Origin of the sequence: Phenylobacterium sp. (assembly GCF_036264965.1) — a bacterium.
Lineage (GTDB): Bacteria > Pseudomonadota > Alphaproteobacteria > Caulobacterales > Caulobacteraceae > Phenylobacterium.
Map to the genome: position 1 here is coordinate 1 of NZ_DATAPY010000082.1, position 23,319 is coordinate 23,319.

Annotated in this window: 24 protein-coding genes and 1 pseudogene; 14 read left to right on the forward strand and 11 right to left on the reverse strand. The window is 68.8% G+C overall.

Annotation, left to right across the window (positions count from 1 at the left end; translation table 11 throughout):
* Positions 1-91 precede the first annotated feature (91 nt).
* Positions 92-400, forward strand: coding sequence for a DUF6161 domain-containing protein (locus tag VHS75_RS10465; protein WP_329638559.1), 309 nt, complete (start codon positions 92-94; stop codon positions 398-400).
* Positions 401-486: 86 nt separating this feature from the next.
* On the opposite strand, the gene VHS75_RS10470 is transcribed toward VHS75_RS10465, so the two are convergent.
* The 4 genes from VHS75_RS10470 to VHS75_RS10480 all read right to left on the reverse strand — a co-directional run bounded on the left by VHS75_RS10470 (position 487) and on the right by VHS75_RS10480 (position 3,863).
* Positions 487-951, reverse strand: coding sequence for a hypothetical protein (locus VHS75_RS10470; RefSeq protein WP_329638560.1), 465 nt, complete (start codon positions 949-951; stop codon positions 487-489).
* A 24-nt stretch (positions 952-975) separates the two neighbouring features.
* Positions 976-1,278: an Arm DNA-binding domain-containing protein gene (locus tag VHS75_RS23085; RefSeq protein ID WP_414694283.1), complete on the reverse strand. Its 303-nt coding sequence runs from the start codon at positions 1,276-1,278 to the stop codon at positions 976-978.
* Positions 1,279-1,442: 164 nt separating this feature from the next.
* Entirely contained in the window at positions 1,443-2,684 is a 1,242-nt protein-coding gene (locus VHS75_RS10475; RefSeq protein WP_329638561.1) for an LLM class flavin-dependent oxidoreductase, read from the reverse strand.
* Positions 2,685-2,768: 84 nt separating this feature from the next.
* The gene (locus VHS75_RS10480; RefSeq protein ID WP_329638562.1) at positions 2,769-3,863 is read right to left on the reverse strand and encodes an alpha/beta fold hydrolase; all 1,095 of its coding nucleotides are present in this window, start codon (positions 3,861-3,863) and stop codon (positions 2,769-2,771) included.
* 136 nt (positions 3,864-3,999) lie between these two features.
* Here VHS75_RS10480 and VHS75_RS10485 point away from each other — a divergent pair, with 136 nt between their 5' ends.
* The 13 genes from VHS75_RS10485 (at position 4,000) to VHS75_RS10545 (ending at position 15,144) form a co-directional block, all read left to right on the forward strand.
* Positions 4,000-5,010 (forward strand): septal ring lytic transglycosylase RlpA family protein, encoded by a 1,011-nt coding sequence (locus VHS75_RS10485; protein WP_329638563.1) that lies wholly within the window; start codon positions 4,000-4,002, stop codon positions 5,008-5,010.
* A 31-nt stretch (positions 5,011-5,041) separates the two neighbouring features.
* Positions 5,042-5,677, forward strand: a complete 636-nt coding sequence (gene tmk, locus VHS75_RS10490) for a dTMP kinase (RefSeq protein WP_329638579.1) — start codon at positions 5,042-5,044, stop codon at positions 5,675-5,677.
* Positions 5,670-6,683 (forward strand): DNA polymerase III subunit delta', encoded by a 1,014-nt coding sequence (locus VHS75_RS10495; protein ID WP_329638564.1) that lies wholly within the window; start codon positions 5,670-5,672, stop codon positions 6,681-6,683. The genes tmk and VHS75_RS10495 overlap by 8 nt, the downstream gene beginning before the upstream one ends.
* An 8-nt stretch (positions 6,684-6,691) precedes the next feature.
* Entirely contained in the window at positions 6,692-7,483 is a 792-nt protein-coding gene (locus VHS75_RS10500) for a TatD family hydrolase (protein WP_329638565.1), read from the forward strand.
* Positions 7,480-8,304 carry an MBL fold metallo-hydrolase gene (locus tag VHS75_RS10505; protein ID WP_329638566.1) on the forward strand — a complete coding sequence of 275 codons (825 nt, stop codon included), beginning with the start codon at positions 7,480-7,482 and terminating at the stop codon, positions 8,302-8,304. The genes VHS75_RS10500 and VHS75_RS10505 overlap by 4 nt, the downstream gene beginning before the upstream one ends.
* Positions 8,301-8,903, forward strand: coding sequence for a phosphoribosylglycinamide formyltransferase (locus VHS75_RS10510; protein WP_329638567.1), 603 nt, complete (start codon positions 8,301-8,303; stop codon positions 8,901-8,903). The genes VHS75_RS10505 and VHS75_RS10510 overlap by 4 nt, the downstream gene beginning before the upstream one ends.
* Before the next feature lie 72 nt (positions 8,904-8,975).
* Positions 8,976-9,701: a methyltransferase gene (locus VHS75_RS10515; protein WP_329638568.1), complete on the forward strand. Its 726-nt coding sequence runs from the start codon at positions 8,976-8,978 to the stop codon at positions 9,699-9,701.
* A 129-nt stretch (positions 9,702-9,830) separates the two neighbouring features.
* Entirely contained in the window at positions 9,831-10,562 is a 732-nt protein-coding gene (locus VHS75_RS10520; protein WP_329638569.1) for an Ig-like domain-containing protein, read from the forward strand.
* Between the two features lie 73 nt (positions 10,563-10,635).
* On the forward strand, positions 10,636-12,648 hold the full coding sequence (locus tag VHS75_RS10525) for an amidohydrolase family protein (protein ID WP_329638570.1): 2,013 nt from the start codon (positions 10,636-10,638) through the stop codon (positions 12,646-12,648).
* A gap of 64 nt (positions 12,649-12,712) precedes the next feature.
* On the forward strand, positions 12,713-13,207 hold the full coding sequence (locus VHS75_RS10530) for a hypothetical protein (protein WP_329638571.1): 495 nt from the start codon (positions 12,713-12,715) through the stop codon (positions 13,205-13,207).
* Positions 13,208-13,281: 74 nt separating this feature from the next.
* Positions 13,282-13,953: a CPBP family intramembrane glutamic endopeptidase gene (locus tag VHS75_RS10535; RefSeq protein ID WP_329638572.1), complete on the forward strand. Its 672-nt coding sequence runs from the start codon at positions 13,282-13,284 to the stop codon at positions 13,951-13,953.
* A gap of 52 nt (positions 13,954-14,005) precedes the next feature.
* Complete coding sequence (gene mazG / locus VHS75_RS10540; RefSeq protein ID WP_329638573.1) at positions 14,006-14,830, forward strand: nucleoside triphosphate pyrophosphohydrolase; 825 nt, start codon at positions 14,006-14,008, stop codon at positions 14,828-14,830.
* Positions 14,827-15,144 carry a hypothetical protein gene (locus VHS75_RS10545; protein WP_329638574.1) on the forward strand — a complete coding sequence of 106 codons (318 nt, stop codon included), beginning with the start codon at positions 14,827-14,829 and terminating at the stop codon, positions 15,142-15,144. The genes mazG and VHS75_RS10545 overlap by 4 nt, the downstream gene beginning before the upstream one ends.
* 17 nt (positions 15,145-15,161) lie before the next feature.
* On the opposite strand, the gene VHS75_RS10550 is transcribed toward VHS75_RS10545, so the two are convergent.
* From VHS75_RS10550 to VHS75_RS10580, 7 genes and pseudogenes are all read right to left on the reverse strand, one after another.
* Positions 15,162-15,806, reverse strand: a complete 645-nt coding sequence (locus tag VHS75_RS10550; RefSeq protein WP_329638575.1) for a hypothetical protein — start codon at positions 15,804-15,806, stop codon at positions 15,162-15,164.
* A 94-nt stretch (positions 15,807-15,900) separates the two neighbouring features.
* Positions 15,901-17,219 (reverse strand): annotated as a pseudogene (gene hflX, locus VHS75_RS10555) (GTPase HflX).
* Positions 17,216-17,461: an RNA chaperone Hfq gene (hfq, locus tag VHS75_RS10560; RefSeq protein ID WP_293367327.1), complete on the reverse strand. Its 246-nt coding sequence runs from the start codon at positions 17,459-17,461 to the stop codon at positions 17,216-17,218. The pseudogene hflX and the gene hfq overlap by 4 nt, the downstream one beginning before the upstream one ends.
* A 102-nt stretch (positions 17,462-17,563) precedes the next feature.
* Positions 17,564-18,427: a D-amino-acid transaminase gene (locus VHS75_RS10565; RefSeq protein WP_329638576.1), complete on the reverse strand. Its 864-nt coding sequence runs from the start codon at positions 18,425-18,427 to the stop codon at positions 17,564-17,566.
* Between the two features lie 72 nt (positions 18,428-18,499).
* On the reverse strand, positions 18,500-19,891 hold the full coding sequence (locus VHS75_RS10570) for a sigma-54 dependent transcriptional regulator (protein WP_329638580.1): 1,392 nt from the start codon (positions 19,889-19,891) through the stop codon (positions 18,500-18,502).
* A gap of 11 nt (positions 19,892-19,902) precedes the next feature.
* Positions 19,903-22,128 (reverse strand): PAS domain-containing sensor histidine kinase, encoded by a 2,226-nt coding sequence (locus VHS75_RS10575; RefSeq protein ID WP_329638577.1) that lies wholly within the window; start codon positions 22,126-22,128, stop codon positions 19,903-19,905.
* Between the two features lie 89 nt (positions 22,129-22,217).
* A partial coding sequence (locus VHS75_RS10580; RefSeq protein ID WP_329638578.1) for a sigma 54-interacting transcriptional regulator occupies positions 22,218-23,319 on the reverse strand: 1,102 nt, incomplete at its 5' end.

Here is a 23,319-nt window from a genome sequence, read left to right on the forward strand (position 1 = left end):
CAGCTGTCACTTCTCCAGTCGGGCTACGCCCTCCCTACGAAGTGACAGCTGCGGCGAGTCTCATCCTGATTGACGCTGAGTCTCACCTTGATTGTCGCGCGGCACCTATGTGGTGTTGACGATGGTCGCGTTCCTTTTGACCATTGCATTTTGGATCGGGAGGCTGATCAGCCGGACCTACGTCAGCCAAGCGCACCTCGCTATCGACGCTGCGGAGAGGGCGACGATGGTCCAGACCTACCTGGCATTGACCAACGAAAACAAGATCACCGACGCTGAGCGGATTCTCGTTCTCGCAGCTCTGTTCCGGTCATCAGAAGATGGGCTGGTACGCGACGACGCCGCCCCTGAATTTAGCCTTGCTGGGCTGGCGGCAAAATTGGGGTCTGAAGCTAAATAGTAGTGCGCTAGTCGCCAGCCAGTTTGGCGCGCCGGCCGGTGGGGCATGGAACGGCTGCGGGCGCCCCGAGGGAGGGCAAGGCAGGTCTAGTGTTTGAAGACGAGCGAGAGTAGGGCGAGTACCGCGCTCGCGGCCGCAGCAATCCATGCGTATCTCGTGTTGTCGTTCGCTGCACGAGCCAGGTGGTTCGCACCAGTCGCCAGGGAGTTGGAGGCAAGGGCGGTGGTATTCGCGTCGCGCGCGATGCCGTTGGCTTCTTCCGCCAAGTTGTTGGAAGCCTTGGAAGCTTCCGCGGCCTCGCGGGCAGATGCTGCGGCGAGCTCCGCAGCCTTCGCAGAGCGCTCCGCCGCATCAGCCGCGCGCGTTTGCACCTGCAACTCTACAGCTTGGAGCTCGGCAGCTCGTTCAGCGTCCTTTTGGCGAACCCACTCCTCAGCGGCACGCTGTTTCCACCCGTTTGGGTCCCCGAAACGCTTGTGGGCAATGTGCCAGCGAACCTGAACCTCGCCGAGCGCCTCGAACTGCTGAGCCAGTGTCTCGTCTTCTGTCACGCGGCCACTCCTCGACACAGAAGCTTAGCGCGGAGGAGTTGAGCGCGGCGAGTCCTCTGTCGCGATCGTTGGCCGTGAACAGGCCAGTAGGCCGATCAGGGATGCGGCGCCTCGTTCTTCGCCGATACCCGCATCTCGTAGGCTCACGGAAAGTGCGCTGCCGAGGCCCATCTCTTTGAGCCTTCCGTCTTGGCGGAAGAGGAAGGCCCAGCGCCTTGCCCCAGCCCGATCCACGACCAGGTAGAGGCCGGCGCCGTCGCTGTGTCGTCCGGGCTTCTGGACCGAGGCCACGAAGCGCGCCGTGAGCTTGTTTTGGGTTCGCGCCATCAGGCCCTCCACCCCAAAACCCACCCCAACTCAGGAGTGAGGACGGATGAGCCTTGGTGAGCCGAGTTGAACCGCTCACGCAGCGCCTGCCATGTAGGCCAATTCGGAAATGAGCATGGCTGAGCCTGTTTGAGGCTGGGGTGTCGCTGACACCCCGTCCGCCACTACTTCAACACCTCATTGATCTGCGCCTTGGCCCGTGACGCCGGCACCACTGGGATGTCCGCGTCGGCGAGGGGCGCCATCCAGCGTTTGCGGGCCATGGCGGCGGCGATGTAGGGCGCGAGTTCGGCGGCCTTCCTGGCCTCGCGCTCGGCGACCTCGGCCTTGAACTCGGGCATCACCTCGGCGGCGAACAGCTCCAGCGACTGGCAGATATGCTCGTGCTTGTTGCGACCGGCCTGCTGCAGGAAGATCACTTGGTCGACGCCGGCGTCGCGGAAGGCGCGGACGTGGTCGCGGATGTCGGCGGGGGTTCCGATGCCGTTGGCGTTGCGGGCAGCGGCCTTCGAGGCGGCGATGATCTCCTCGTCGCTGCGGGCGCGGGACTTCTGGAAATCCGCGAACAGGGTCGAGCGGCCGGGGATGGCGTCGTGGGCCACCAGCGCGTTGACCGCATAGCTGAAGAACTCGAAGCCTTCCTGGCCCCGGCGGATCGCCTCGGCGCGGTCGGGGTGGACCGAGAAGTTGGAGACCATGGCCAGGTTGGCGTTCACGGCGTGGCCGATGGGGACGCAGTCGTCGGACCTGATGATGCCGTAGTAGATTTCCGCCCAGGCCTGAGCCTCCTCCGGATCGACGAAGGAGAAGGCCAGGGCGCCCACGCCGATCGAGGCGGCGACCTTGATGGTGTCGCGGTTGGTGCAGGCCATCCACATCGGCGGATGCGGTTTCTGGATCGGTTTGGGCACCACGTTGCGGCAGGGGAAGGAGAAGCCCTGGCCCTGGAAGCCGGGGTAGGGGTCCATCACCAGCATGTTGGCGATCTGTTCGGCGGCTTCGAGCGCCAGGGCGCGCTTTTCCTTGGCGGGAATGGCGAAGCCGCCCAGTTCGAGCCGCGTGGCGCCTTCGCCGATGCCGAAGTCGAGGCGGCCATTAGAGACGATGTCGAGGGTCGCCAAGCCCTCGGCAGTGCGGGCCGGATGGTTGTAGTTGGGGATCACCTGGCGGATGCCGTGGCCGACGCGGATGGTCTTGGTCAGGGCCGCGCAGGCCGCCAGGAACACCTCCGGCGCGGAGGAGTGCGAATATTCCTCCAGGAAATGGTGCTCGACCTCCCAGGCGTAGTCGTAGCCCAGGCGGTCGGCGAGCACGACCTGCTCCAGCGCCTGGTGGAAGAGGCGCGCCTCGTCGCCGTCATTCCACGGCTTGGGGAGCTGGTGCTCGTAGAAGATGCCGAAACGCATGGGCCAAGTCTCCTCCGCCGGTCCGTCTGGCGCGGACCTGGGAGCACTTCCTGCGACTTCGCCGCACTTGGCAAGGGCCGTAGATCAGAGGGCCGGGAAGATCACCTTCAGCACGTCGTCGGTCGTATAGACGCAGCGGTCGTTGTGGCCGCACTCCGGCACGATCAGGGTTTTCTGTTTCCCACCAAGGTGTTCAGAGAGATACTTCACGAAAGCTTCGCCGCGGGCGCGCCGCGTGGCGCCCTGGGCCATGGCGTTGGCCGAGCCGTCGAAACCGCCCAGCGGCAGGGTGTCGACCTGGCTCAGCAGATAGGTGGTGGGGCGGCCGGCGAGTTGGGCGCGCAACTGGTCCGGCGTTTCCTTGGCGGCATAGCCGCTCAGCTGTTCCAGGCCGAAGGGCCAGCGGTCGTAGCTGGGCGCCTTGGATGCGTCGAAGGCGCCGTACTTGAAGTCGGTATGGACCGTCTCGCTCTCCCAGCCCTTCACCGCGGCGGCGGGCGCGGCGTCGCCCTCCGGCAGCGGCCGGGTGGCGTCGGGCCAGGCGTAGCTGGAGGGGTTGGCCACCACATAGGTCACGGGCGCGCCCAGGGTCTCGTGCACCCGGTTGGCCATCTGGTAGCGAGCGACGAACTGGCCGCCGGCGGAGTGGCCAGCGACGACGATGCCCTTCAGGTTGGGGAACACCTTCTTGTCCGCCAGCCGGCGCAGGATCTCGTCGACGAAATCGAAGGAGGCGAGGGTCTTGTCACTGGCGGCCACGCCGCCGGAGCGCCAGCTGTCGCCGCCGCAGCTCCAACTGATCTCGTGGGGCGCCAGCGCGTCCTTGCAGCCGCCCTCGGCGGAGTGGAAGGCGGGCGAGATGACGATGGTGTCGTCCAACGCCTTGGCCAGGAACGCCGCGCCGGTCGCCGTGGTGAAATAGTGGTCGGCGTTGCGCAGAGTGCCGTGGACCATGATGAGCGCGCGGCGCACGTGCGGGTTCGGCTTGGTCAGCGGCAGGCTGCGATAGATCAGCGAGCGGCCGCCGTCCTTGCCCAGGGTGACCCACTCGGTGCAGGCCATGGTGGCCTCGACGCAAGGGCCTGCCTGTTTGCCCGCAGGCTTGGCGGCCAGGGCAGGGGTGGCGAGCATCGCTGCGGCCAGCACGCCAATCGCCGCGAGCCCTGTCATTCCACGCATACGCCATCCCCATTCTGCTTCGTCATGGGTAGCGGCGCCCGGGGTCCGCGGCAACCGTGGCAAGGTCCAGTTAACCCTGACGAAAGCTTCGGGCCGCACCCTGGTCTCTCGCGGGGCAAGCAGCGGGGATTTCGCCATGGATCGCGGGCAGGTGGTTCGGTTCGGCCGTTGGGCCTTGATGTTGGTGGCCGGAGCCTCGCTGGCAGCCTGTTCGACGATCACGCCGAAATATGCGGTGCGCGAGGGCGCGCAGGGCTCGGCCGTGCGGCCGCCCGCCAATCCGGGCGCTCACGGCACCAACGCGCCCTATCAGGTGGCCGGCATCTGGTACGTGCCGCACGAACAGCCGCACTATGACGAGACCGGGATCGCCTCCTGGTACGGCGACGCGTTCCAGCTGAAGGCGACGGCCAACGGCGAGATCTTCGACATGAACCAGTTCTCGGCGGCGCACACGACCCTGCCGCTGCCGTCGATGGTGGAGGTGACCAACCTCGACAACGGCCGAAAGCTGGTGGTGCGGGTGAATGACCGCGGGCCGTTCTTCGGCGGGCGCGTCATCGATCTGAGCCACGCCGCAGCCCGCGAGCTCGGCTACGACCGCGCCGGCACGGCCCATGTGCGGGTGCGCTACGTGGGCCCGGCGCCACTGGGCGGACCGGACGCCGGCGTGCGCTATGCCAAGGCGACGCTGCCGCCCGTCATCCCCGTCGCCGCCAGTTCGCGACGCCCTGCCGATGAAGACATCTTCGCCGACGCCACACAGGATGCGCCGGCGCCGAAGCCTCTGGTGAAGCCGCCGGAAGCCGTATCGGTGGCGACGCTGGCGCCGCTGCCATCGGCGAGGCCCGCCGCATCGGCGCCCGAACCGGCGGTCGCCGACTTCCACGGCGACGGCTTCCACGAGGCCGGCGCGGCAGGCGCGTTCCGCATCCAGGCCGGGGCCTTCGGCGATCAGGACCACGCCCGAAAAGCCGTGGCCCAGCTGGCCGCCGCCGGAACCGCCACGATCGAGCCCTTCGAACGCGGCGGCCAGACGCTCTATCGCGTGACCTTGCCCGGGCCGGCGGATGAGGCGGAGGCCTACGCCCTGCGCGACAAGGTGGCCGGGATCGGCTTTGCGGACGCCCGCGTCCTGCGGCCCTAGACTTTAGATGCGAACCGGCCATTTTGGGCCGGTGTCCAAGGGCAGGTTCATCACCTTCGAGGGCGGCGAGGGGGCCGGGAAATCCACCCAGCTCAAGCGTCTGGTCGCACGTCTGCAGGCTGGCGGCCGCGAAGTCGTGGCCACGCGCGAGCCGGGCGGTTCTCCGGGCGCCGAAGCGATCCGCGAGCTGGTTCTGAAAGGCGCCGCCGACCGCTGGAGCCCGGTCACAGAGACGCTCCTGATGTACGCCGCGCGGCGCGACCACGTGGAGCGGGTGATCCGCCCGGGCCTCGCGCGTGGCGCCTGGGTGGTCTGCGACCGCTTCGCCGATTCCACGCGCGCCTATCAGGGCGCGGCGGGCGGCACGGCGCCGGAGCTGATCGCGGCGCTGGAGACCTGGATCCTGGAAGACACGCGGCCGGACCTGACGCTGATCTTCGACCTGCCGGTCGAGGTGGGGCTGGAACGGGCACATATCCGCGCCGGGACCGAGATGCGCTTTGAGTCCAAGGGGCAGGCCTTCCACGAGCGGCTGCGCGAGGGCTTCCTGGCCATCGCCAAGGCGGAGCCGGGCCGTTGCGCGATCATCGACGCCACGGGCTCCCTGGACGAGGTCGAGGCGCGGGTCTGGGCGGCGGTGAACGACCGGCTCGCGGTCCATGGCTGAGATCCGTCCGCCGCGCGAGGTCTTCGATCTCCAGGGCCATGAAGCCGCCGAGGAGGCGTTCGAGGCCACCCGCGCCTGCGGGCGGCTGCACCACGCCTGGCTGCTGACCGGACCGGAGGGCGTCGGCAAGGCGACCTTCGCCTTCCGCGCCGCGCGCCGGCTGCTGGGCGCGCCGCCGGACCCCGCGCATGGCATTCTGGGCGCGAGCCCGGATCATCCGGTCAGCCGCCAGATCATCGCCCGCTCGCATCCAGACCTCTTCGTGCTGGAGCGCGCCGACGAGACCGGCAAGGTCCGCAAGGTGATCCCGGTGGACGAAGCCCGCGGCCTGTCGGAATTCTTCTCCAAGTCGCCGGCCAGCGCGCCGCACCGCGTGGCGATCATCGACGCGGCCGACGACCTGAACGTCAACGCCGCCAACGCCATCCTGAAGACCTTGGAGGAGCCGCCGCCGCACGGTGTGCTGCTGATGGTCAGCCACGCGCCGGGCCGCCTGCTGCCGACCATCCGTTCGCGCTGCCGTCGGCTCGCGTTCCAGCCGTTGGCGTTGGAAGACGCCGCTGCGTTCGTACGTGAACGCGAGGATGTCAGCGCCGAGGACGCCCTACGTCTGGCGCGGATGGCCGGCGGCGCGCCCGGCCGGGCCTGGGCGCTGGCGGGGCAGGGCGCGATCGCCATGGACGACGCCGCGCGCGCCCTGTTCGACGGCCTGCCGCGGCTGGACGAAGCGCTGGCGCTATCGCTGGCCGACCGGTTCCGCGGCGGCGAAGGCCAGGCGCAGTTCGACCTGCTGTTCGACCGCCTGGGCGAGCGGGTGCACGGCTTCGCCGCAACACGAGCAAAAATGGGGCGCGCCGGGCAGGGGAACGGCGGCCTCGACGGCTGGGCCCGCGCCTGGGAGACCCTGCAGCGGCTGGGCCGCGACGTCGAAGCGCTCAACCTCGACCGCGCCGACGCCCTGTTCACGGTGCTGGGGGAGTTGCGTCAGGCGGCGCGCGCGGCCTAGACGGGGCCATGCTGATCGACAGCCACGTCAACCTGCACGCCCCCCAGTTCGATGAAGACCGCGAGGCGGTGATCGAGCGCGCCCGCGCCGCCGGCGTGCGGCTGATGGTCAATATCTGCGACAAGGTCTCGAACTACGACAAGGTCCGCGCGCTCGCCGAGCAGCCGGACATCTGGGCCACGGTGGGCACGCACCCGCACGAAGCCAAGGAAGATCCGGGCTTGGCCGCGGAGACCCTGATCGCCATCGCCGCCGATCCGCGGGTCGTGGGCATCGGCGAGTGCGGCCTCGACTTCCACTACGACCTCAGCCCGCGCGATATCCAGGCCCAGGTGTTCCGCGCCCATGCGACGGCGGCGCGCGCGACCGGCCTGCCGCTGGTGGTGCACACCCGCGAGGCCGACGAGGTGATGGGCGACATCCTGGAAGAGGAATATGCCAAGGGCCCGTTCCGCATCCTGATGCACTGCTACACTTCCGGGCCGGCGCTGGCGCAGCGGGCGGCGGCGCTGGGGGCTTGGTTCTCGGTCTCGGGGATCGCCACCTTCAAGGCCGCCGAGGACGTGCGCGCGGTGATCCGCGACATGCCGGCCGACCGGATCATCGTCGAGACCGATTGCCCCTACCTGGCGCCCGCGCCCTATCGAGGGCGGCGCAATGAGCCGGCCTTCCTGCCGCATGTCCTGGCCAAGCTGGCGGAGGTCCGCGGCTGGTCGCTGGAAGAGGCGGAAGCCCGGACCGAGGACGCCTTCTTCGCGCTGTTCGACCGGATCCCTCGCCAAGTGGTGTTGGGGCCATGACCGCGACTCTGGAATTCACCCTTCTGGGCTGCGGCTCTTCCGGCGGCGTGCCGCGCGCCGACGGCGACTGGGGCGCCTGCGACCCGGCCAACCCGAAGAACCAACGCTCGCGCTGTTCCCTCCTCGTCCGGCGTTTGGGGCAGGGGGCCGAGACCGAGACCACGGCCATTGTCGACACCTCGCCGGACCTGCGGCTGCAGACGGCGCAGGCGGGCGCGAGGCGCCTGGACGGCATCCTCCTGACCCACGACCACGCCGACCAGGTGCACGGCGTCGACGACGTGCGGGCCTTCTTCATCCGCCAGCGGGCCAAGATCGGCTGCCACATGGATCGCGAGACGGACGCCTCCATGATGCGGCGCTTCGGCTACATCTTCGAGCCGGAGGGCGGCTATCCGGCCATCTGTGAGCGCCGCGCCATTCCGGCGCATGGCGTGGCTTGGGCCGTGGACGGACCTTCCGGCGCTATTCCGGTGACCACCTTCGATCAGGACCACGGCGGGGTGCGCTCTGTAGGCTACCGGTTCGGCGGCGTGGCCTATTCCAGCGATGTGGTGAACCTGGACGAGGCGGCGTTCGCGGCGCTGGCGGGGCTGGACGTCTGGATCGTCGACGCCCTGCGCTACCTGCCGCACCCGACCCACGCGCATCTGGAGCGGACGCTGGAGTGGATCGACCGCCTGAAGCCGCGTCGGGCGATCCTGACCAACCTGCATATCGATCTGGACTATGAGACGCTGGAGGGCGAACTGCCGGCGGGTGTCGAGCCGGGGTATGACGGACTTCGCTTTCAACATGAAATAGATGGCAATTTAGTGTGATTAATTCGCCGCTTAAGATCGGTTTCCTCGCGTCCGGAAATGGCTCCAGCGCCCGCGCCATCGTGGCCGCGATCCAGGCCGGAGATCTGCCCGCCGAGCCGCGGCTGCTGGTCAGCAACAACAGGAGCGCGCCGGCGCTGGCGTTCGCGGGCGAGGCGGGGATCCCGGCGCTCACCATCGCCACTCAGGCCGACCCGGACGCGGCCGACGACCGGCTGGCGCAGGCCATGGCCGATCATGGCGTCGAACTGATCGTGCTGTCCGGCTATCTGCGGCAGCTGGGGCCGAAGACCCTGAGCCGTTACGCCGGGCGCATCCTGAACATCCACCCGGGCCCGCTGCCTGCGTTCGGGGGCCACGGCATGTACGGCCGGCGCGTCCACGAGGCGGTGATCGCCGCGGGCGTCGCGGAAAGCGGCATCTGCATCCACCTGGTCGACGAGGAATACGACCGCGGGCCGGCGATCGCGCGGATGCGCGCGCCGGTGGAACCCGGCGACACCGCCGAGAGCCTGGAAGCCCGGATCACGGGCCTGGAGCCCGCATTCTTCGTCGAAACCTTGAGTCGGATCGCCAGTGGCGAGATCGTCCTCGGCTAAGAGCCCTGGACCGGGATTGTGCGGGACGCCCAACCGGTTCAGCTTGGCGCCAACAGGATTTGGGAGGGTCAAATGACTTACATGCGCGCGACGGCGATCGCCTTTGGTCTCGCTCTGATGATGGGCGCCCCGGCGATCGCCCAGGCCCCAGCCGCCGGTCCGCCGCCGGACGCGGTGAGCGATCCGTCGCTCAAGGGGCCTGAGGTCATCAAGTTCATGGGCGTGAAGCCCGGCGACAAGGTGGCCGACATCGTGCCCGGGAAGTTCACCCGCGCGCTCAGCATGGCTGTGGGCCCCAAAGGCAAGGTCTACGCCGTCGAGGTCGCCGAGGTGGTGAAGGCGCACCCGACGGCCTTGACTGGCATGCAGGCCCTGGCGGCCGCAACGGCGGATCACAACATCGAGGTCACGTCGCCGCCGACCAACGCCATGGACCTGCCAAAGGGCCTGGACGTGGTGTTCATCCGCCAGAACTACCACGACCTCTACGACAAGTTCATGGGACCGGCCGACGTGCCGGCGTTCAACAAGCAGGTTTATGCGGCGCTGAAGCCCGGCGGCGTGTTCGTGATCCTGGACCATGCGGCGGTGGCCGGCGCAGAGATGAATGTCACCGAGACGCTGCACCGGATCGATCCGGCGCGGGTGAAGGCCGACATGGCGGCGGCGGGCTTCAAGTTCGACGGCGAGAGCAAGGTGCTGGCCAATCCGGACGACGCCCACGACAAGATGGTGTTCAATCCGGCGATCCGGGGGAAGACCGATCAGTTCCTCTACAAGTTCCGCAAACCCAAGTGAGCGGCCGTCTCGCCTAGAAATATTTCCGATAATCTTCCTTAGGCGAGAAATGGATGTAGCCGGGCGGCGCGATCTTCTCGCCGCCGCCCCTCCACCGTCGAAATAACACCGCAACACGGCGCAGCCTGGATGAGCGCAGATCGTGGCGCTGGATTCATGACCTTCCCGAAGACCCTTCTGTTCGGCCTCGCCATCCTGAGCTTACCGGCGGGCTCGGGCGCCGCGGAGCCGCCCGTCGCCGCCAAGCCGGAAACCGCGACCGCCGCCGTCGTCAGCGCCGCCACCGGCGCGACCGTGTCCGAGCTAGTGGTCGTGGCGGCGAAACCGCCCACGGTCTCGGAGCTGGTGGTAATCGCACCGCGCAAGCCGACGATGGTTTCCGAGGTCGATGTGGTCGGCAAGATCAAGTGCGTTGCGCCGGAGATCGACCGCCGCGCCCACCCGCCGCGGGTTGTCAGCACCTATCCCGCCGCCGACGCCGTCGTGGCGCCAGGGCTGCTGATCATCCGGGTGACGTTCGATCAGCCGATGAGCTGCGCCGGCTATTTCGCGGCCGCGGACCCCGCGCACAATCCCTGCGATGAGAGCGGCGCGCAGCAGCGCTTTCTGATGAGCTTCGACCGACGCACGGTGCGTACACCCTGCCTGGTGCTTCCCAACACCCGATACCGCCTGTGGATGAACGAGCCGCGCGCCGATCTCTCGGCCGGCCCGTCTGCGCCGCAGTTTGTGGGGATGAACGGCTGGCGTATGGATGGCCATCGCCTGAGCTTCACCACCTCGGCCCAGCCGCCGGTGGAGACGGTCCGTGAGGCGCTGGGGCAGGATCCGGAGACCAAGCTGGCGCCTGGCGGCGATTAGGGTGCCGCCGCTGTTGTTTTGGCCTGGCTCTGGCTACACCGGGGCCCTGCCGTTCCCCAGAGATCGAGACGCCATGCGCCGCGCCGCCTTCGCCATCGTGCTCAGCCTTCTGGCGTCGGCGTCGACGACGTCGGGGCTCGCCAAGGCCGCCGCGCCGCCGGCCGAGGAGCAGGGCCGCTACGCCACCTATTCGCTGCTGCATGAGATCGGGTCCGAGACCTACAGCTTGAGCGGCGCCGGGCCGCGGGGCTCGGTGATGACCATCGGCGCCACCCTCTCCGACCGCGGTTCGACACGGGCGAGCGTCTGGACGTTGAAGACGGGGCCGGCCCTCGCGCCGGTGTTCCTCGAACAGCAGCGCGCCGGCGCGCCGGCCGATGAAGTCTGGCGCACGGAGGTCGGCGTCGACAGCGTCACCGTCACCGAGCCGGGCGGGCATCGCACCTTCGCGCGGCCCAGGACGGCCTATGTCGGCTATTCGGCCATGCCGGCGGCCCTGCAGATGATGATGATGCGCTACTGGCTGGCGCACGGCGAACCGGCGGCCCTGCCGCTGCTGCGCGCCAGCGAACAGGCGCCACCGCTGGAAATCCGCCGCGTCGGGTCCGAGACCGTGACCCTGCCCGGCGGTGCGGTGAAGCTCACGCGCTACACGGTGGCGAACCTGCTGTTCGGCCGTGAGATCCTCTGGATGGACGCTCAGGGGCGGCTGGCCGCGGTGATGACCTTCGCCGGCGGCCTGCCGCAGGAGCAGGTGCTGGAGGCCTACCGCCCGGCCTTCAATCGGCTGGTCGCCAGCGGCGTGCGCCAGGAGATGGCCGATCTGGACGAACTCGACCGCCAGGTGCGGCCGGAAGCGACCGGCGCCTTCGCCATCGTGGGCGCGCGGCTGATCGACGGGTCCGGCGCGCCGGCTCTCCCCGATTCCGTGGTGATTGTCCGCGGCGGACGGATCGTGGCGGCCGGCGCGCGCGCCGCCACGTCCCTGCCCGCCGGGATCAAGGTGATCCACGCCGAGGGCCAGTCGCTCCTCCCCGGCCTCTGGGAGATGCACTCGCACTATTCCGGCGTGGAATTCGGCCCGGCCCTGCTGGCGGCGGGCGTCACCACGGCGCGGGACTGCGGCGGCGAGTTCGGCTTCCTGACCGCGGTGCGCGCCAAGATCGCGCGCGAGCACGCCCTGGGACCGCGCCTGCTGCTGGCCGGGCTGATCGACGCGGGCGGTCCCCTCGCCTTCGGCGCTGTGGACGCCGAGACCCCGGCCCAGGGCGTGGCGGCGGTCGACCGCTACGCCGACGCCGGCTTCCAGCAGATCAAGGTCTACACCCAGCTGAAGCCCGACGTGCTGACCGCGATCAGCGCCGAGGCGCACCGCCGCGGGCTGACGGTGACCGGCCACGTGCCCGCCGCGGTCGACGCCTTCGGCGGCATCGAAGACGGCATGGACCAGATCAACCACCTGCAGTTCGTCACCCGCGCCATGCTGCCCGAGGGGAGCAACGGGCCCGTGGACCTCTCATCAGATCGCGCCAAACGACTGATCGCCTTGATGAAAGCTCGCCAGATCGTGGTCGACCCCACCGACGGCTGGGGCGAGATGGGCGGGCATCCGAAGTCGGTGCGTGCGGCGTCCTTCGAACCTGGCGTCGACGCCGCGCCGTTCGTGCTGGCGTCAAAGTTCGAAGCCATGGGCGGCACGGTCGACGAAGCCCGCTTCCGCGCGCGGCTGGCGGCCAACGGTCGGGTGATCAAGGCGCTCTATGACGCCGGCGTGCCTATCGTGGCGGGCAGTGACACCGGCCTGATCGGCTATGGAATCGATCGCGAGCTGGAGCTCTATGTCCAGGCCGGCCTGCCGCCGATGGCCGCGATCCAGACCGCGACCCTTGGCGCGGCGCGGGCCATGAGGCTCGACCGCGACTCCGGGTCCGTGGAGGTCGGCAAGCGCGCCGACCTGATGCTGGTGAAGGGCGATCCTCTGAACAATATCAGCGACCTGCGCCGCGTGACCAAGGTCGTCCGCGCCGGCGAGCTCTACGACAGCGCCGCCCTTGGCCGCAGCGTCGGCTTCCATCGCAGCAACTAGACTGGCTACGCCTTGCGCGCCGGCGCGACAGGCTTACCTTAGGTCAGAGGGCGAGATGCGAGAAATGACCATGCGAACTCTGTTCCTTGCGACGGCCGCCGGGCTGCTCAGCGCCACGGCCGCCTTGGCCACCCCGGCTTCGGTGAGCGTCAGCATCGGGCCCGAACTGCAGGCCAAGGCCGCCAAGACGCTCGGTGAGCGCGACGTCAACGACCTGGCCAAGACCCTGCAGACCACCGTCGAGCGCAAGCTGGCCAAGACCGACGCCTATGACGGCGCGCGGATCGAGCTGGTGCTCACCGACGCCACGCCCAACCGTCCGACGTTCAAACAGCTCGGCGACACGCCCGGTCTCTCCATGCGCAGCTTCGGCATCGGCGGCGCCAGAATCGAAGGACGCGCGATCAGCCCCGACGGCAAGATCACGCCGCTCCGCTACAGCTACACCGAGCCGGACATCCGCTGGTCCGCGCGGGGCGGCATCTGGACGGACGCCGAGAACACCTTCGAGCAGTTCGCTTATGAGCTGGGGCGCGGCAAGGCGCCGTCGGATCACTGAGTTCGCCTGATTTCATCGCTTGCCCGGCGCTGCGGCGCGGCGCTCCTTAGCTTGGCTGTGGAGCCAGGGACGCCATGACGCCCGATCTCGTGCTGATCGCCTGCCTGGTCGTTCTCGTGCCCGCCTACCAGCTGTGGCGCAGCCTGAAGCGGCGCGGCGCGCCCAAGGCGTCGAAGCTGCGCAACTATCTGCGCACCATCGTCATGGCGCTTCTGTTGATGGTCCCGGTTCTGGCGGTCTGGATCTATCGGGGCCGGTCGTGGGCCGCCCTGGGTCTTGGCCTGCCGCTGGCCGGCATGATCGGGCTCGGCATTGCGGTCATCGGCCTTGCCGCCATGGCGCCTGGAATGCGACGCATGAAGGCCGCCGATGGCCGCCCGCCCGCCGCCCTCGATCTGCTGCCGACGACGCGCACCGAGCTCGCGGGATTCGTGATTATGAGCCTGCTGATCGGGTTTTCCTGGGAAGTGCTCTATCGCGGGTATCTGTTGTGGGCGCTTTCGCCTTCCCTCGGAACGCCCCTGGCCGTGCTGGTCGCCGCCGCGGCCTACGGGGTCGCGCACGGCTACAAGGACGTCAAACAATTCGCCGGCAGCCTGGTTTCGGCGCTGATCTTCACCCTGGCCTATGTGGCGACCCACAGCCTGTGGTGGCTTATGGTCATCCACGCCGGCCTGCCGTTCCTGATGTTGCTGGTGAAGCCGCCGCCCGGACCGGCGACTGCGGCTGAGCCGACGCCCGCCTGAAACCCGCCGCGCCTGCCTTGCGCGCGGCCGCGGCGCAGGGTCTCATTCGCCCATGACGCGCCCTGCCCCGCCCGAGACCCTGCGGCCCATCGACCGGCTGCTGGCGATCATGGCGAGGCTGCGCGATCCGGCCGACGGCTGCCCCTGGGACCAGGAGCAGACCTTCGCGACCATTGCGCCCTACACCGTGGAAGAGGCCTATGAGGTCGCCGACGCCATCGAGCGCAACGACCTGTCCGACCTGAAGGAGGAGCTGGGCGATCTGTTGCTGCAGGTGGTGTTCCACGCCCGCATGGCGGAGGAACAAGGGGCCTTCGCCTTCGAGGACGTCGCCCGGGCGATCAACGACAAGATGGTCCGCCGACATCCACACGTTTTCGCCGAAGAGACCTACGGCTCGCTGGCCGAACAGAAGGGCGGCTGGGAGACCCTGAAGGCCGCCGAGCGGGCGAAGAAAGGCCGCGCCGCGTCGTTGCTCGATGACGTGCCCGTGGGCCTGCCGGCCCTCACCCGGGCGGTGAAGCTCTCCAAGCGGGCCGCTGGCGTGGGCTTTGTCTGGCCGGACATCAGCCACGTGGTTGATAAGCTGGACGAGGAGTTCGCCGAGCTGAAGGCCGAGATCGCCGCCGGGGACCTGGAAAAGGCCCGCCAGGAGATGGGCGACGTGCTGTTCGTCGTCGCCAACCTCGCCCGCACCCTGGACGTCGACCCGGAAGATTCTCTGCGCTTCACCAACGCCAAGTTCGTGCGCCGCTTCCAGTACGTCGAAAAGGTGCTGGCCGAGCGCGGCAAGACCCCGGACCAGTCCGATCTCGCCGAGATGGACGCGCTGTGGGACGAGGCGAAGGCGGCGGAACGAGCCAAGGCGGCGGAATGACCACGCCGGCGGAACGCTTCGGCGCCTTGACGGACGCGCTGCTGGAGGAGCCGGGGGTGACCCTGTCGGAAAGCCGGGGCTTTTCGCGCGACTCGCTGATGGTCGGCGGCAAGCTGTTCGCCGCCGTGCGCGGCGAGGTGCTGCTCCTGAAATTGCCGGCCGAGCGCGTGGCGGCCCTGATCGCCGCGGGTGACGGCGCGGCCTTCGACGCCAACAAGGGCCGGCCGATGAAGGAATGGGTGCTCGCCAAGATGAGCGCCGATTGGGACGCCCTGGCGCGCGAAGCGGCCGCGTTCGTCGGTCGCCGAGCTTGATCGGGATCCGGACCCGGCTAAATGAGCCAGCCCAGGGCGGGCTGCAGGAAGACGTGACATCCGACGGACGCGATCTCCGCGGTCATGAAGCCGTAGCGCCGGAACAGCCACGCCCACAGGACGCCAGGCGCGACATAGCGCAGGACGTCATAGACCAGCGCCATCGGAGTCAGTGGGGCGGAGGGCTGCAGGATGACATTCAAGCTGATATTCAGCAGCTGAGTGGCGATCATCACGCCCCACACGAGAGCGGGGGCGAGTTCAGACGCCTTCACGCCTCTGATGCGCGAAATGGCGTAGGTCGCAGTTGAAAACACGAACAGTCGATAAATGACGTTCTCGTTGAACGCCCGCAGCATGAAGTAGGCCAGGCGCTCCTGCAGGGAGGTGTATTTGATGAACTGGACGTATGAGGCCGGCAGGCTGCTCCGGAACATGAAAGCGTCGAGAGCAATCACATAGATCGCGACGACGATGGCCGCTGCCGATCCCACCAGGATCGATCGATGGACATCGTGTCCGGCCAACTGAAAGCCGGCCCGGTCCGCCGAAAAGGCGCCGATCAGCGCGAGGCTCGCGATCAGCGCCATTCGCAGCAGGGGCGAGCCAAAGGTCGCCGCTGTGAACGCCACATCGAAGGGCGCGATGGCGGCGATCGCCATGCTGATCAGGAGTGTGGCGAGAAGCGGTCGGCTCAGCGTCATGGGATCCCCTGGCGCAGGACTAGACGATCGGGGTGCGCCAGCGTAGCGCCGACTAGTGGGTCCTAACCTCGGCGGCCGGGAACTGCTGCTCGAATTGGCCCAGGGCCTGGGGTGACAGGCTGACGGCCAGGCGCACCGAGCCATCCTTGCCTTCGTGACGTTCCAGCACGCGGCCGTGGCGGTAGAGCCAGGCGATCGCCGCGCCCTCGCCCACCGGGGCGTAGACGTCCACCGGCGGCGCCTCGTCGACCAGGGTCGCCACCGCCTCCAGCAGGTCGTCGCAGCCCTCGCCGGTCACGGCCGACAGCGGGATCGCCGGCGGATGCGCGCGTCGGGCGTCCCCGCGCACCACCGCGCGGTCGTCGACGGGCAGGAGGTCGATCTTGTTCCAGACCTCGACGATGGCGCGGTCTTCCATGTCGACACCCAGGCGGGTGAGCACTTCGCGGACGTCGCTGGCCTGGGCGTTACTCTCGGCGCTGGCGATGTCGCGAACGTGCAGCACGACGTCGGCCTCCTTGACCTCTTCCAGCGTGGCGCGGAAGGCCTCGACCAGTTCGTGCGGCAGATCGGAGATGAAGCCCACGGTGTCGGACATGATCGCCGGCCGTCCGTCCGGCAACTTCAGCATCCGCAGCGTCGGATCGAGGGTCGCGAACAGCATGTCCTCGGCCATCACCTCGGCCCGGGTCAGCCGGTTGAACAGCGTCGACTTGCCGGCGTTGGTGTAGCCGACCAGCGCCACCGTCGGGTACGGATGCCGCTTGCGGGCGGAGCGCTGCAGGGTGCGCGTGCGGCGCCCTCGTCCAGTTCAAGCTTCAGCTTGCGGATCTTGTCGGCGATCAGCCGCCGGTCGGTCTCGATCTGGGTTTCACCCGGACCGCCCATGACGCCGAAGCCGCCGCGCTGGCGCTCCAGGTGGGTCCAGGTGCGCACCAGGCGCGAGCGTTCGTAGGACAGGCGCGCCAGCTCGACTTGCAAACGGCCCTCTCGGGTCCGCGCACGGCGGGCAAAGATCTCCAGGATGAGGCCCGTGCGGTCGATGACCTTGCAGTTCCAGGCCTTCTCCAGGTTGCGCTGCTGAACCGGCGTCAGCGCGTCGTCGACGACGGCGACGTCAGCCTCGGCCAGCTCGATCATGCCGCCGATCTCCGCCACCTTGCCCTTGCCGAACAGGGTGGCGGGCGTGATCTGGCGCAGATTGGCGATGAGGGTTTCGCGGACCTCAAGGTCGAGGGCGAGCGCCAGGCCCACGGCCTCTTCCAGGCGCGCCTGCGCGCTCCGCGAGACACCTTTGCCGTCGCGGTCGGGGTGGATGACGATGGCGCCCTGGGCCGGCGCCTCGCGGTCAACAGATTTGGAGGACTTCAATCGCTCTCGTCTTCGCCGGGCTCATACAGCTGGACGGGCTGAGCCGGCATGATGGTGGAGATGGCGTGCTTGTAGACCAGTTGCGACTGGCCGTCGCGGCGAAGCAGCACGCAGAAATTGTCGAACCAGCTCACGACGCCCTGCAGCTTCACGCCATTGACCAGGAAGATGGTGAGAGGGGTCTTCGACTTGCGGACGCTGTTCAGGAACGTGTCCTGAAGGTTCTGTTTCTTTTCGCTCACGGCTTTTCGCCCTTTTGTTCTGATCGGGCGACCAAGGCGTCGCCCACACACGGAAGTTAGCTAGACCCGGATTTGCGACAGGCGCAATCACGAGGGCGCGGCTCAGACGGCCGCGGCCTTCGCCTGCTCGATATAGAGACGCCGAAGCCGCGCCGCCACTGGTCCGGGCTTTCCTTCGCCTACCGGCTTGCCGTCCACGGCGATCACTGGCAGCACCAAGGTGCCTGCGCCGGTGATGAACGCCTCCCTGGCCGCCACGGCTTCGGCCGGGGTGAACGGGCGCTCGTCGACTTCCAGGCCCTCGTTGCGGATCACCTCCAGCAGGGTATGGCGGGTGACGCCGCGCAGGATGTTGGCGTTGGTGTCGCGGGTGCGGAGGCGGCCTTCCCCATCGACGATCCAGGCGTTGGATGAGGCGCCCTCGGTGACGAAGCCCAGCTCATCGACGAACCAGGCCTCGGCGGCGCCGGCGGCGCGCGCCTTCTGCTTGGCCAACACGTTGGGGAGCAGGCCCACTGTCTTGATGTCGCAGCGTCCCCAGCGATTCTCCGGCGTGGTCACCACCGTGACGCCCTTGGCGGCGCGCGCCTCGGAGGCGGCCCGGTCGACGGAGCTGACCGTCATCACCACCGCCGGCCGCACCGGCGGATTGGGAAAGGCGTGGTCACGCCTGGCCACCCCGCGGCTGATCTGCAGGTAAAGCAGGCCGTCGCGGATGCGATTGCGGCGCACGGTCTCCCTCAGCACCAGGGTCAGCGCCGCGCGGCTCATGGGGACTTCGATCGAGAGCTCGCCCAGGGATCGCTCCATGCGCGCGAAATGGCCCTCGGCGTCGCCCAGCTTGCCGTCGAACAGCGCCCAGACCTCGTAGATGGCGTCGGCCAGCTGGTAGCCGCGGTCCTCGATGTGGACCACGGCTTCACCGTGCGGCACGTAGCGGCCGTTGACGTAGGCAATCCGCCCCATCCTACTTCGCTCCCTTCGTGAGCTTCGAAGGATTGGGGATGTGGCCTGCGAAGCCTTGGCGAAGCCGTCCCATCAGCCGACCTCCTCCTCCAGCGCGCGTGCGCCGGAGAGACCCAGGGACTTGAGCTTGCGGTGCAGAGCCGAGCGCTCCATGCCGATGAAGGCCGCCGTGCGCGAGATGTTGCCGGAGAAGCGCAGCATCTGGGCGTTCAGGTACTCGCGCTCGAACACCTCGCGGGCCTCGCGCAGCGGCAGCGCGATCATCCGCTCGGCGCCCAGGCTGATCGCCTGATCGGTGACCATGGCCTCGGCGGGCAGCATGTTGGCGGTGATCGGGTCGCCCGGCGCGCCGGAGGCCAGGATCAGCATGCGCTCCACGTTGTTGCGCAGCTGGCGCAGGTTCCCCGGCCAGGCGCGGACCTGCAGGGTGGCCAGCGCATCGTCGGCCAGCCGGCGGCGCGGCATACCGGTGGCGTCGCTGATCCGCTCGATGAAGTACTCGACCAGCTCCGGGATGTCCTCGCGCCGCTCCGACAGACCCGGCACGTTCACCGGCACCACGTTCAGGCGGTGGAACAGGTCCTCGCGGAAGCGCCCGGAGGAGATCTCCTCGCGCAGGTCGCGGGAGGTGGACGACACCACGCGCACATCCACGTGCACGTCCTGATCGCCGCCGACGCGGCGGAAGCTCTGGTCGACCAGCACCCGCAGGATGCGCCCCTGCGTCTCGCGCGGCATGTCGGCCACCTCGTCGAGGTAGAGGGTGCCGGCGTGGGCGCGTTCGAAGACGCCGATCTTGGCCGGACGGCCGTCGTCGCCCTCCTGGCCGAACAGCTCGACGTCCATGCGTTCGGGGGTCATGCCGGCGGCGCTGATCGGCACGAACTCGTTGCGCGCCCGGCCGGACGCGCCGTGGATCAGCCGCGCCACAGTCTCCTTGCCGGAGCCGGGCGGGCCCGAGATCAGCACCCGGCTGTTGGCGGTGGCCAGCTTGGAGATCATCTGGCGCAACTGCTGCGCGGCCATGGACTTGCCGGTCATGCCCTCCGGGGTGATCGCCTGGGCGCGCAGGCGGCGGTTCTCGCGGCGTAGGCCCACCGCCTCCAGCGCGCGCTCCACCACCAGCAGCAGCCGGTCGGACTTGAAGGGCTTTTCCAGGAACTCATAGGCGCCGCGCTTGATGGCGCTGACCGCGGTCTCGATATTGCCGTGGCCGGAGATCATGATCACCGGCAGGTCGCCGTCGAGCTTGCGGACCAGGTCGAGCAGTTCCAGCCCGTCCATGCCGCCGCCGGCCATCCAGATATCGAGGATCAGCAGCGCGGGTTTGCGCGCGCGGATCGCCGCCAGGGCCGATTCCGAGTCATTGGCTGTGCGGACCGCGTAGCCCTCGTCGGAGAGGATGCCCGCCACCAGGTCGCGGATGTCCGCCTCGTCGTCGACCACCAGAACGTCAGACGCCATCATCTAGTCCTTCATGCCGTCACGGTTGCAGATTGCGGCGCCGGGCGGCCCCGGGCCGAGGGCGGAAGACGCAAGGTCGCCAGCGCGCCGGGCCCCTCGCGGGCGTCGGTCAGCTCCAGCTCGCCGCCATGGTCTTCCAGGATGCGCTTGACGATGGCCAGGCCCAGGCCCGTCCCCTTCTCGCGCGTCGTCACATAGGGTTCGGTCAGCCGGTCGCGGTCCTTGGCGGGCAGGCCCACGCCATTGTCCTCGACCTCGAACGCCACGCCGCCGTCGTCCGAAATCAGCCGCGCCCGGATTCGGCCCCGTTCCTTGCCTTTGGGGGGCTTGGCGGTCCGACGGGCATGCACCGCCTCGGCGGCGTTCTTCAGGATGTTGGTCAGCGCCTGGGTCAGCATCCGCTCGTCCGCCAGCAGGCGCACCTCCGGCACCGGCTCGACCAGCTCGACGTCGATGTCGGGACTGGCCACCCGCTGGGCGAACACCGCCGCGCGGATCAGTTCGGAAGCGTCCTGATCGGCGAACTTCGGCGCCGGCATCCGGGCGAAGGTCGAGAACTCGTCCACCATCTGCCGGATGGCGTCGACCTGGCGGACGATGGTGTCGTTGCAGCGGTCGAAGATCTCCAGCTCCGAGGGCGCGATGTCCTTGCGGTACTTCTTGCGCAGGCGCTCGGCCGACAGCTGGATCGGCGTGAGCGGGTTCTTGATCTCGTGGGCGATGCGGCGCGCCACATCGCGCCAGGCGGCGTTGCGCTGGGCGTTCATCAGCCGCGTGATGTCGTCGAAGGTCAGCACCAGGCCGCCCTCGATACTGCTGACGCGCACGCGCAAACGGCGGGTCTCGCGACCGCGCACCACGTCCACCTCTTCCTCGGCTTCGCCGCGGCCGGCCTGGACGACGATGGCGGCGATCTCGGGCGCAACGTCCAGGAGCTTGCGTCCACGGCCCGGAGCATCGAGGCCCAGCAGCAGCTCGGCCTGGCGGTTGGCGGCGGAGATGCGGCCTTTGGCGTCCAGGCTGATGACGCCGGCGCTGACCTCGGCCAGGACGGTCTCGATGAACTGGCGGCGCCGCTCGGCATCCTCGTGTGCGGCGCGGATAGCCTCCTGCTGCGCCTGAAGATCATGCGTCATACTATTGAAAGCTCGGGACAACACCGCGATCTCTTCGGGGTCATTGTCGGCGTCCACGCGGGCGCTCAGGTCGCCGCCGGCCACCTTGCCCGCCGCCTGCACCAGCCGCGCCACGGGCGCGGAAATCGCGTTGGCGGCGCTCAGGCCGAGCCACACCGCGCCCACCAGCACCAACAGGGCGGTCTCCGCATAGCTCAAGGCGAAGATGGTCTGGATACGCTCGCGATTCCGGGCGGCCTCTCGATAGGCGATCACGCTGGCGTCAGCCTCGACCAGGTGGCGGACGATCCCCTTCTCCACGGGGCGGACGATGTAGAGGTAGGCGTCCGGATAGGCCCGCAGCTTGTAGACCGCGGTCATCACGTCGCCGCAGTTCACATTGCAGACCCAGATGATGTTCTGGTCGGCCGCCTTGAAGCTCGACGCCGGCGGCAGCGTGAACGGCGGCGCATCCGCCGCCTCGGCCCGCGCGAGGATGCGTCCGTCGCGGTCGATCAGATAGCCTGCCGAGAAGCCGTGGAAGTTGGCCAGGTTGCCCAGGAAGTGGCTGAAGGTGATCGGGCTGGCCTCGAACGCCGGCTCCGCGTGGTTCAAGTCCTCGCCCATCGGGATGACGTGGTCGTGGATGTACTGTTGCTGCTCGTCCACATAGGAGCGGGCGACGGTGGCGGAGTTGTTGACCACCGTCATCACGCGCTTGCTGAACCAGTTGTCGACGCCGCGGGTGACCAGCACGCCGTAGAACAGGAAGACCACCAGGGCCGGCGCCACGGCGGCGAAGGCGAACCACATGACGAACCGCACCTGCAGTCGCGCGCCCGCGTCGCGATCGCGAGCGGCGAACAGGGCCGCGAACCGCAGGGAGAGGACCAGCGTCAGGGCCAGGATCAGAATCAGGTTGAGCCCGAGGACCGTCAGGATCAGCTGGCTGGCCGGGCCCACGGGACCGGTCGACGGCGGCGAAGCGGCCAGCAGAATCGCCAGGCCGGTCAGCGCTGCGGCCAAGCCATAGCCGAGACCCAGGACCGCACGGGACTGCATCGCCTGCCAGGTGCGGGTCGCACCCGCACCGGCGAACCACTGTCGAATATCCAACGCCATTGCGGGGGAGCCTAAGCGACTGTGCCCCAAACTCAACAGTCTTGTGGCATGGATGCGTCAGCCGGACGCGGCGCGGGGCTCTTTCCCGGTCAGCGGCGGCCGCGCTGCATCTCCACCCCGAGGTCGGAGATCTTCTTGCGCAGGGTGTTGCGGTTCAGCCCCAGGATCTCGGCGGCGCGCACCTGGTTGCCTCTTGTCGCCGAGAGAGTGAGTTGGATCAGGGGCCGCTCCACCTCCTCCAGCACCCGGTCGTAAAGGCCGGCGGGCGGCAGGCCGTCGGGCTGGTCGGCGAAGTAGCTGGAGAGCTTGCGCTCGACGAGCTGGGCCAGGGTCGCGGGGCCCTCGTCGCCCTGCACCGCCGGCTGCTGGTCGGCCAGTTCGCGCTCGATGATCCGCGCGGTGATCAGGTCTTCGCCATAGAGGGCGCAGATGCGGCGGACCAGGTTCTCCAGTTCGCGGACGTTGCCGGGCCAGGGGTGCTGCTTGAGGCGGTCCAGCGCCGCGGCGTCGATGGTCTTGGACGGGAGACCCTCGCGGTTGGCGCGCAGCAGGAAGGCCCGCGCCAGGTCCGGGATGTCGTCCGGCCGGTCGCGCAGCGGCGGCAGGCGCAGCGGCGCGACGTTCAGGCGGAAGAACAGGTCCTCGCGGAACAGGCCCTGCTGGATCAGCTGGCGCAGATCGCGGTTGGTGGCCGCGATGATCCGCACATTGGGCCGGCGGTTGGTCTTGGGATTCACCGCCGGCTCGGAACCATCGATCACCCGCAGCAGGCGCGTCTGGGCGTCCAGCGGCATGTCGCCGATCTCGTCAAGGAACAGCGTGCCGCCGTCCGCCTCGATCAGCTTGCCGGCGTCGCCGTCTTCCTTGCCGAACAGTTCGGTCTCGACCCGTTCGCGCGGCACGGCGGCCAGGTTGATGGTCACGAACCTGCCGTCGCGCCTGCGGCCCATGTCGTGCAGGGCGCGGGCGACCAGCTCCTTGCCGGTGCCGCTCTCGCCGGTGATCAGCACAGTCAGGTCCGCACCCACCAGGCGGGCGATGGTGCGGTAGACCTCCTGCATCGGCCCCGAGCGGCCGATCAGCGGCAGGCGGTCGTCGCGCACGGCGCGGGCCTGGGCGCGAGCGGCCTCCGGGTCGGCGGGCCGCGACAGGGCGCGCCGCGCGGCCGAGGTCATGTCGACCCGGAGGCCG

Coding starts and splice junctions, on each gene's coding strand:
- VHS75_RS23085 (WP_414694283.1), bottom strand. CDS start 1,278: ATGGCGCGAACCCAAAACAAGCTCACGGCGCGCTTCGTGGCCTCGGTC.
- VHS75_RS10475 (WP_329638561.1), bottom strand. CDS start 2,684: ATGCGTTTCGGCATCTTCTACGAGCACCAGCTCCCCAAGCCGTGGAAT.
- VHS75_RS10480 (WP_329638562.1), bottom strand. CDS start 3,863: ATGCGTGGAATGACAGGGCTCGCGGCGATTGGCGTGCTGGCCGCAGCG.
- VHS75_RS10485 (WP_329638563.1), top strand. CDS start 4,000: ATGGATCGCGGGCAGGTGGTTCGGTTCGGCCGTTGGGCCTTGATGTTG.
- VHS75_RS10495 (WP_329638564.1), top strand. CDS start 5,670: ATGGCTGAGATCCGTCCGCCGCGCGAGGTCTTCGATCTCCAGGGCCAT.
- VHS75_RS10500 (WP_329638565.1), top strand. CDS start 6,692: ATGCTGATCGACAGCCACGTCAACCTGCACGCCCCCCAGTTCGATGAA.
- VHS75_RS10505 (WP_329638566.1), top strand. CDS start 7,480: ATGACCGCGACTCTGGAATTCACCCTTCTGGGCTGCGGCTCTTCCGGC.
- VHS75_RS10515 (WP_329638568.1), top strand. CDS start 8,976: ATGACTTACATGCGCGCGACGGCGATCGCCTTTGGTCTCGCTCTGATG.
- VHS75_RS10520 (WP_329638569.1), top strand. CDS start 9,831: ATGAGCGCAGATCGTGGCGCTGGATTCATGACCTTCCCGAAGACCCTT.
- VHS75_RS10525 (WP_329638570.1), top strand. CDS start 10,636: ATGCGCCGCGCCGCCTTCGCCATCGTGCTCAGCCTTCTGGCGTCGGCG.
- VHS75_RS10530 (WP_329638571.1), top strand. CDS start 12,713: ATGACCATGCGAACTCTGTTCCTTGCGACGGCCGCCGGGCTGCTCAGC.
- VHS75_RS10535 (WP_329638572.1), top strand. CDS start 13,282: ATGACGCCCGATCTCGTGCTGATCGCCTGCCTGGTCGTTCTCGTGCCC.
- mazG (WP_329638573.1), top strand. CDS start 14,006: ATGACGCGCCCTGCCCCGCCCGAGACCCTGCGGCCCATCGACCGGCTG.
- VHS75_RS10545 (WP_329638574.1), top strand. CDS start 14,827: ATGACCACGCCGGCGGAACGCTTCGGCGCCTTGACGGACGCGCTGCTG.
- VHS75_RS10550 (WP_329638575.1), bottom strand. CDS start 15,806: ATGGCGATCGCCGCCATCGCGCCCTTCGATGTGGCGTTCACAGCGGCG.
- VHS75_RS10565 (WP_329638576.1), bottom strand. CDS start 18,427: ATGGGGCGGATTGCCTACGTCAACGGCCGCTACGTGCCGCACGGTGAA.
- VHS75_RS10570 (WP_329638580.1), bottom strand. CDS start 19,891: ATGGCGTCTGACGTTCTGGTGGTCGACGACGAGGCGGACATCCGCGAC.
- VHS75_RS10575 (WP_329638577.1), bottom strand. CDS start 22,128: ATGGCGTTGGATATTCGACAGTGGTTCGCCGGTGCGGGTGCGACCCGC.